Annotated in this window: 8 protein-coding genes; 5 read left to right on the top strand and 3 right to left on the bottom strand. The window is 51.2% G+C overall.

Features of this window, described 5'->3' with window-relative positions:
• Positions 1 to 15: 15 nt before the first annotated feature.
• Positions 16 to 1140 (bottom strand): ATP-NAD kinase family protein, encoded by a 1125-nt coding sequence (locus tag C6Y40_RS06800; protein WP_105933942.1) that lies wholly within the window; start codon positions 1138 to 1140, stop codon positions 16 to 18.
• A complete protein-coding gene (locus tag C6Y40_RS06805) occupies positions 1137 to 1712 on the bottom strand; it encodes an elongation factor P hydroxylase (protein ID WP_105933943.1) in 576 nt (191 codons plus the stop codon). The genes C6Y40_RS06800 and C6Y40_RS06805 overlap by 4 nt, the downstream gene beginning before the upstream one ends.
• Positions 1713 to 1857: 145 nt before the next feature.
• Here C6Y40_RS06805 and C6Y40_RS06810 point away from each other — a divergent pair, with 145 nt between their 5' ends.
• The 3 genes from C6Y40_RS06810 to C6Y40_RS06820 are packed head-to-tail and all read left to right on the top strand — an operon-like array spanning position 1858 to position 4138.
• On the top strand, positions 1858 to 2556 hold the full coding sequence (locus tag C6Y40_RS06810) for a DUF8198 family protein (RefSeq protein WP_105933944.1): 699 nt from the start codon (positions 1858 to 1860) through the stop codon (positions 2554 to 2556).
• Positions 2549 to 3004 carry an acyl-CoA thioesterase gene (locus C6Y40_RS06815; RefSeq protein ID WP_105933945.1) on the top strand — a complete coding sequence of 152 codons (456 nt, stop codon included), beginning with the start codon at positions 2549 to 2551 and terminating at the stop codon, positions 3002 to 3004. Before C6Y40_RS06810 ends, C6Y40_RS06815 begins: the two co-directional genes overlap by 8 nt.
• A gap of 3 nt (positions 3005 to 3007) precedes the next feature.
• Positions 3008 to 4138, top strand: a complete 1131-nt coding sequence (locus C6Y40_RS06820; protein WP_105933946.1) for a retropepsin-like aspartic protease — start codon at positions 3008 to 3010, stop codon at positions 4136 to 4138.
• Between the two features lie 11 nt (positions 4139 to 4149).
• Here the strand turns inward: C6Y40_RS06820 and C6Y40_RS06825 are convergent, their stop codons facing one another.
• Entirely contained in the window at positions 4150 to 4713 is a 564-nt protein-coding gene (locus tag C6Y40_RS06825) for a hypothetical protein (protein WP_105933947.1), read from the bottom strand.
• Positions 4714 to 4874: 161 nt separating this feature from the next.
• Between C6Y40_RS06825 and C6Y40_RS06830 the strand changes: the two genes are divergently transcribed.
• On the top strand, positions 4875 to 6512 hold the full coding sequence (locus C6Y40_RS06830) for a tetratricopeptide repeat protein (protein WP_105933948.1): 1638 nt from the start codon (positions 4875 to 4877) through the stop codon (positions 6510 to 6512).
• Positions 6513 to 6659: 147 nt separating this feature from the next.
• Positions 6660 to 7232: a cytochrome b gene (locus tag C6Y40_RS06835; protein WP_240621868.1), complete on the top strand. Its 573-nt coding sequence runs from the start codon at positions 6660 to 6662 to the stop codon at positions 7230 to 7232.
• Positions 7233 to 7499: the final 267 nt, after the last annotated feature.

The raw sequence follows: 7499 nt of genomic DNA on the forward strand, positions 1-7499 counted from the left end.
AATTAATTGCCGTTACTACTGCAGCGGATAATACACCCGGTCGTCATAACCGGTGATAACCGCTATGATCCCGGCCAGTTCGCTATCGAGGCTTTCGTCGCCGCTGTCGCTCCTGAGTGGCCGGCCATCGAGCTGCTGAAGCTTCTGTTTGGTGGCAGCAATCCAGATATTGTCGCGGCCAATGGCCCTTAACACATCCGGGCTTAGCTGCTGATTGCCGCGGCCAAACACGTGCCCCTGGCCGCCTATAGCGGTGATCACCAGGCGCGCGGGAGAGTGGCTGACCAGTTCCAGTAACTGTGAGGCGGTCACATCGGCGGCAATCACCTCGCCATTTTTTACCACATCTACGCCTAATAACGTGTTAGCCAGGCCCATTCGCGCCATCACTTCAGCAACGGTAGAGCCTGAGCCCATTACATATAAATGCTCATCGTCTTCGGCAATGATTTCGCTTATATATTCGGCAATCTCGTTAATCACCATGGACTCGTCTTCACGGCCGCCCATTTTTACTGACTGCACGTAGGTAAGTTCGTCGGGCACCTGCATTTCGCCATAATGCTGCGCACGCACCTTGCCCTGGCGAAATGCTGACTCATCGATATCACGCACCTCGGCCTGACGCACGCTCACCAGTTCACCGGTAAGCATTTTGGCCACCACGTCACCGGCTGCCGAGGGCGTTACCGCATAAACACCGGAATGAATTTTTACTCCGGCGGGTACGCCAAGCACCGGCACTTTGTCTTCCACAATACTGCACACATTGCGCGCCGTACCGTCGCCGCCGGCAAAAAGAATTAGGTCCACGCCTTGATTAACCAGTTCGCGCACTGCGTTTTCGGTGTCTTCAGGCGTTGTTTCGGCACTTTGGCTGGTGTAAATAATCTGGTAATCCAAGCCCAGCGCCGCACAGCAATGTTCACCCATTTCACCGCTGGCAGTGAGTACTGAAAGATTGTTAAACGAGGCCAGTTTTGTGAGCGCTCTGGCCATTTTATCGTTAGCCAGTTTAGTCGCTCCCGCCGCCAGCGCCTGCTGCCGAATTGCCTCGCCATCGCTGCCTTTAAGCGCCATTGCACCACCAATTCCGGCGTAAGGATTAATCACCACACCTAATTGAAAGGGTTTACTCATTGCGGGTACTCCTTATCCAGCCAGGCCTGATTTAACTCAGGCCCGTTAAACTTTTCTCGCAGCGCATTAATAAACAGAGCGGCCCGGGGCGGAAAACCGGAGTGTAGATACGACAGCAATTGTGCCCGAACACGGCGCGTAAAGCTCTCACGATCCGGCTCGGCGCCATTCAGGTTATCAGTACTCACCTGAAAACGACGGTTAGCAGCGATAGTCATAGCCCATTCGATGGCCTGAGGTTTCACTTCAACCTGTTCAAACTCACGCTGCTGCGTGGCATCACGCCCGTCAGGGCAATACCAGTAACCATAATCTTCCAGCAACCGACGCTGCTGACCGGCTATACACCAATGCGCTATTTCGTGCAGTGCACTGGAAAAATAACCATGAGCGAAGACGACCTGATGATAGGGAGTCTGATCGTCGGCAGGCAGGTAAACCGGCTCATCGCCGCCTCTGATGAGGCGCGTGTTGAACCGGGTAAGAAACGTCTGGTCGAACAATGCCATTAACGGTTCTACGTCGGGATCATCATTGTCGTATTTTATGGCCACTGCCACTGCCTGCTGCATACAGAATTCGGTTTGTGATAGTCGTTATTTAATGGCCGCGAAGAATAGCAAAATCTGCCTGCACGAGCCAGATTTGTCAGCATGATTAAGGTATTATACAGTCAATATTCGAATATGACCGGACAGCGTAGTAAAAGGACGCCTTGTGGTAGAACAGATTATCGCTCATCTGCGTCAGGTGAATGCCCGGCGCTCTCTGGCAGAACAAATGCAGTTATTGGCACCTATCCAGGCGCTGCAACAATGGCAATGCCAACGGTTGCTGGCCACCCATGCAGAGCTGGCCCAAAAACCAAGCTACGCCAAAGCCATGAATTTTTTTGTAGAAGAGCTTTACGGCCCTAAGGATTTCAGCCAGCGCGATGCTGACTTAATGCGGGTCATTCCAAAACTCGCTAAAGCCCTACCGAATAAAGCCATGCACGCCATTGAGCAGGCACTGTGGCTTAACGCTCTGTCATTCGATTTGGATATGGCAATGGCTCAGGCGCTCGGTGACGTACCACTCAACAGAGAGAGCTATGCGCTGGCCTACCGTGAAGTGGGGCGTGGTGATGACCGCGCCCAACAAATTCAGATTGTGGCAGGATTAGGTGAGCAACTGGCCGATGTGGTAAAAATTACGGGCATAGGCCTGTTGATTAAGCTTTCCCGAAGACCGGCGAAAATGGCCGGGCTGCTAAGCATGCACGAATTCTTGCAACGGGGTTTTGAGGCCTTTAAAGACCTCGGTAATGTAAAGGCCTTTATCGAGCCGGTTATCGCTACCGAAACAGCGCTCAATCAAAAATTGCTCGCCCCTGATGTTAACCTGACAGAAGAGAACCCGCTCCCCCATGTCTGACCATTTTGACTGGCAGTATCCAGAGCCCTTTATTACTTCCTGGGAAATCCAACCACAGGACATCGACCACTACAATCATGTGAACAACGTGGCCTATTTAAGCCAGCAGGAAAAGCTCGCCTGGGCCCATTCCAGAGCGTTGGGACTGGGGCTTGAACATTATCAGCAAGCCGGCCGGGGCATGGTGATCTTCCGCCACGAATTAAATTATTTAAAACCAGCTTTACTGGGCGACACGTTGCACTGCGCCACCTGGATAACCCAATGCGACGGTAAAATCACGCTCTCCCGGGAGTTTCAGTATATACGTGAAAGCGACGGCGAAACCGTGTATCGGGGTCACACTCAGTTTGCCTGCGTAAAGCTGGCTAGTGGTGCGCCAACTCGTATGCCAAAAGCGTTTGTTAATATTTACCTGCCAGCTTGTCTGGCCAGCCAGGCTGATTAAACTGTGTCGCGCTTCGCTCTGGTTGTCTCGGTTTGTCTGCTGCTATCCGTTAGCCTGAACATTTATTTGCTCTGGCCTGCACCAGCATCCAAAGCCACTGATAGCTCACCGGACAAACCAAACAATAGGGTAACGACAGACCGAGCGACTAAGCCGCCAGTTTTAACCGCGCAGCAGTCAGCTCTGGCTTACCAAGCTCATCAGGCTGAATCAGACGCGCCAGCAACCAACATCGACACCGTTCGTCAATGGCTTGACCAGGGCGAATTTGCCCGGGTTGAGCGCTTTTTAATTGATGCGCTGCGCGCTAATCCCGAGTCGGCCCAACTGCTATTGCTGGAAGCCGATTATATTCTGGCTACCGAACCGTTAAGCGTGGCCGTCAGCCACCTTTTTGCCTTGCAGGAACTCAGCCTGTTTAATCGCGAGCAGCGTGAGGAGTTGGCGAGCCGGAGCGCAGGGTTAATCAAAAATACTATCAGTGCACTGTACAACGCAGGTGACTGGGATATGCTGGCGCAATTCCTGGAGCCGTTATTTCAACTCAACAGTAGCGACCAGATACTCACCCTTAAACTGGCTGAAGCCTACGCCAGACAACAAAAATTTACTCTGATGGAAGATGTGCTGGCTAATTTAAGTGCCAATAATGCCGGTGCCCGGAGTTTGCGTCAGCGCTTTGTACCAGGCCAGGCTCCCTCTTTAGAAAGAAACGAGGAAAAGCCTGCTGATGCACAACAGACACCGATAACACGACTAGCCCTGACCCGCTATGGCGACCAGTACATTGCTGAAACACAAATACTGAATCGACCGGCCGCGCTGCTACTGGATACCGGCGCGAGCAGCACTGCTATCAGCTTTGAATTGTACAAAGCACTCAGGCGTTTTAATCAGATTCAGGTCATTGGCCTTTTCGATGTGCGCACCGCCGGCGGTCCGATTCGCTCCTCCCTGGTTCAAATAGATAACATGACCCTTGGCCCCTATAAACTAAGTAACATAGGCGTGTTTGTTATGCCCGAAGCCGCCATGCAGCAAGCCGACGGGCTACTGGGCATGAACGTGTTAAAACAGTTTCATTTTCAGCTTGATCAAACCAACGCAGAGCTGTTGTTAACGCCGCGCCAATAAGGTATTACTCCCTACTCCCGCCCATAGTGTCGGCAGTAGCCACTGTAGTCAGCCAGACCATTACCCTGGGCATCAAAACCTGTGCCGGTAACAGTGAGCCGGCACTGTGTTCTTGCGCCAGTGAGGGTTCGGGTAAGAAACACTTTGCCAAGCGTGTCGCCGTTATTCAGATCCACGGTGAATATAAAATTATCATCCAGCAGCAACACAGGCTCCCCGCCTGACACCGTCCCAGAGAAAACCTGATGCCCGGTATTCACCAGCGTGCCAGCGGCATAGTCAAACTCTGATGTAACGTGATAGACAATACGGCCAGTGAGATCGCCGGTAAGATCAATGGTGTCTGTGCTTCGCTCAATTTTACCCGCTTGCGTTTCCCGGGATGAATGCAGGATAGCCGTGGGGAAGTAATGCACCGCCTGACCAGAGACCCGTTGCCAGCGCTTGTCACTTAGCTGATTACCAACCGGAGCGCCCGGCGCAAGAAGCTCACCCGCACCAGCCAGCGTAGGGAATGCGCCAGTTGTTAATACAGTGAGTAACAGCGCCAACACGCTTAATCTATACTTTTTCATGATATATCCTTGCAGTTTGATGACCTGCCGGAGACTATAGAAAAAGACGTTTCACGGCGAAACGGACACAAGCGGTCACAGGCGGTCACAGGCGGTCATTAGCTGGCGCCATTGGTTTACTTACCCCAAAATGCGGGTAAACCCGAGTTCTGATACCTGGTATGAAGACAAAGTCGCAACAATCAAAAACCTTTCACTCCTGGAAAGCCATAGCCAATTACTTTGTTTGCAGCGAACGCACAGTGCGACGCTGGGAATCCGCAGAGGGCATGCCTGTGCATCGCCACCATCACCAATCGGCGGCTCGTATCTTTGCCTATCAGCAGGAGCTGGATGCCTGGTTTGCCTCACGCGCTGACAAACCTAAATCTGTCCAAAGTGATGTAAATAAGCCAATTCGCCTGGCGCTGATACCCTTTGCTTTTCTTGGCGAGGCGCAGGATAAAGCCTATCTGGCTGATGCACTGGGTGACGATATTGTCGCCGACCTATCAACCCTGCCTGCGCTGATGGTGATAAGTTTCTCTTCTATGCGACAGCTTGCTGCGCAGCAAGCAGATTTTAGTGACCAAATAAAGACCTTAGCGCCGGACTACCTGATAGAAGGTAGTCTGCGGCTCGAGGGTGATCGCGCGCGTCTGAATGTTCGTCTGGTCAGTACCCGCGACCAGAGTGTTGTGTGGAGCACTCGATATAATGAAGCCCAACCAAACTGGCAGGACTTACAGCAAAAAATAGTGGCACAACTGGTGACCAGCCTGCCTTTGTCCAATATAGAAGCAGTGCTGGCGCCCTCCCAACGAACCATTCTTACCAATCAAACCGCCTGGGAGTATCTGCATCAGGCCCGAATTGCATCACTGAAATGGCAACCGCAAAGCATTGCCAAAGCACAGGAGTTGCTTAATGCAGCTAATCAGATGGTGCCGGACAACGCGCTTGTTCTGGCCAGCTTAGGCCGGGTTTATTTGCAGTTGCGAGAATCCGGCACAGATTGCTCTGAAACTCCTATGGAAAAAGTAAAAGGCATTCTTAACTTTCTGAACCAACACCATTCGGATGCTTTTTATACGCTGTCTTTACAGGCATGGTTTTGCTATTTACAAGGAGACATCAACACCGCTATTGCAGCATTAAAACGGGCACTGGAGTATCAGCCAAATGATGCCGACAGCCTCGCCCTGCTGGCGAATTGTTACCTGCTATCCGGATTACCGGCCCTCGCCTTGCCATCGATTCAAACCTTACAGATCATCGACCCGTTAACACCACTCAGCCGGTGTATGCCCGGCTACTACCAGCTAATGAGCGGTAATTTGCCACAGGCAATTGGCCCTTATCAGGAAATGCTATCCCTTGATCCCGACAACCCGCTGGCACGCTTGTTTATGGTTTGGGTGCTGGCACTGAATGGCGAATCAACCCGTGCTGAATCTGTTTGCGCTGGTTTTAACACGGTCAGCGCCGATCCGTTAATTGTCCAAATTGCCGGTGCATTAAGGGATAACCTGCTTGACCAACCGGTAAACTTTTCGCTTAATGCTGCTCAGGAAAAGGTGGTTGAGGTTAATGGGATGCTGGCCAGATTTACCGCTTACGGATATGCCGCCAGCGGCAATAAAAGCCGCGCTGTGCACTGGTTGCACCGTGCATTTGAACTGGGGTTCCGGGCTTATCCTTTTATTAGTCTGTACGACCCTTTCTTCAGACCATTTAAAGACTACCTGCCTATGCAAAAGTTGCTGACTAACATGGCCGCTGAGTGGCATAGCGCTGCTGAATTTAATAGCCAGTTGTAGCAGTTAAGGCTATCTGTTAGCAGTTATTTTTATTTTCTGTTGCGCTGCTTTGCGATTTATCATTTACTGATAAATTGATGAAGGTTTATAGCACCTTCTGGCTAACTCAAAATAATCCTTACACTTTTTCTGCTTTATAGAGAATTCATGATGATGAAAGACACCCGACAGCAATTTAGTAAAATCACCATTTCACTGCACTGGTCAGTGGCGCTGCTGATGATTGCCTTGCTGGCCGTTGGCATTTACATGACCGAAAACAAAGACTACAGCCTGTATGGCCTGCATAAATCCTTTGGCGTTATCGTGCTGGTGTTGGCCCTGGGCCGGGTATTCTGGCGGATGAAAAACGGCTGGCCACTGGCCGCCGGCAACTATAAAGGCTGGGAGCATAAACTGGCTCATGCGGTGCATTGGGTACTGATTCTGGGCACGCTGATTATGCCTGTTTCCGGTGTCATTATGTCGTCCATGGGCGGTCATAATATCCCGCTGTTTGGTATCGATTTGATCCCGGGTAATCACGATCCGGCTAACCCGCAGGATGTGATCCCGCGCAACGTCGAGCTGGGTGAAATGGCAGAAGAAATACACGAATTCGTGGGTTATCTGCTGATAGCCTGCATTTTGCTGCATATTGCCGGCGCGCTTAAGCACCATATTATAGATAAAGACGGCACGTTAATGCGTATGAAAGGGAAGCGAATAGACGTAGAGTAACCATCAGGGAATAATAATGGGGTCAGAGACTGAGGGATCCCCACGAATTTAATTTCATGTGCCTGCGGCCCAGGCAGCGTCAACTATGGAGCTGTACCATTTGAGTGCAGCTTTCCACTGTCGCATAGTGAATCTTATTCGGCAAGCAATAGCTCTCAGACCGAGATAGTGGAATGACAGCACGCTTCTGGTGTCGGTATTAGCTTGGAAGCGCCGATGTTTATTCGAAGAGACGACTACCATACCCAATAAGATAGCAACCAGTGA

Origin of the sequence: Marisediminitalea alba (genome assembly GCF_002993365.1) — a bacterium.
GTDB lineage: Bacteria > Pseudomonadota > Gammaproteobacteria > Enterobacterales > Alteromonadaceae > Alteromonas > Alteromonas alba.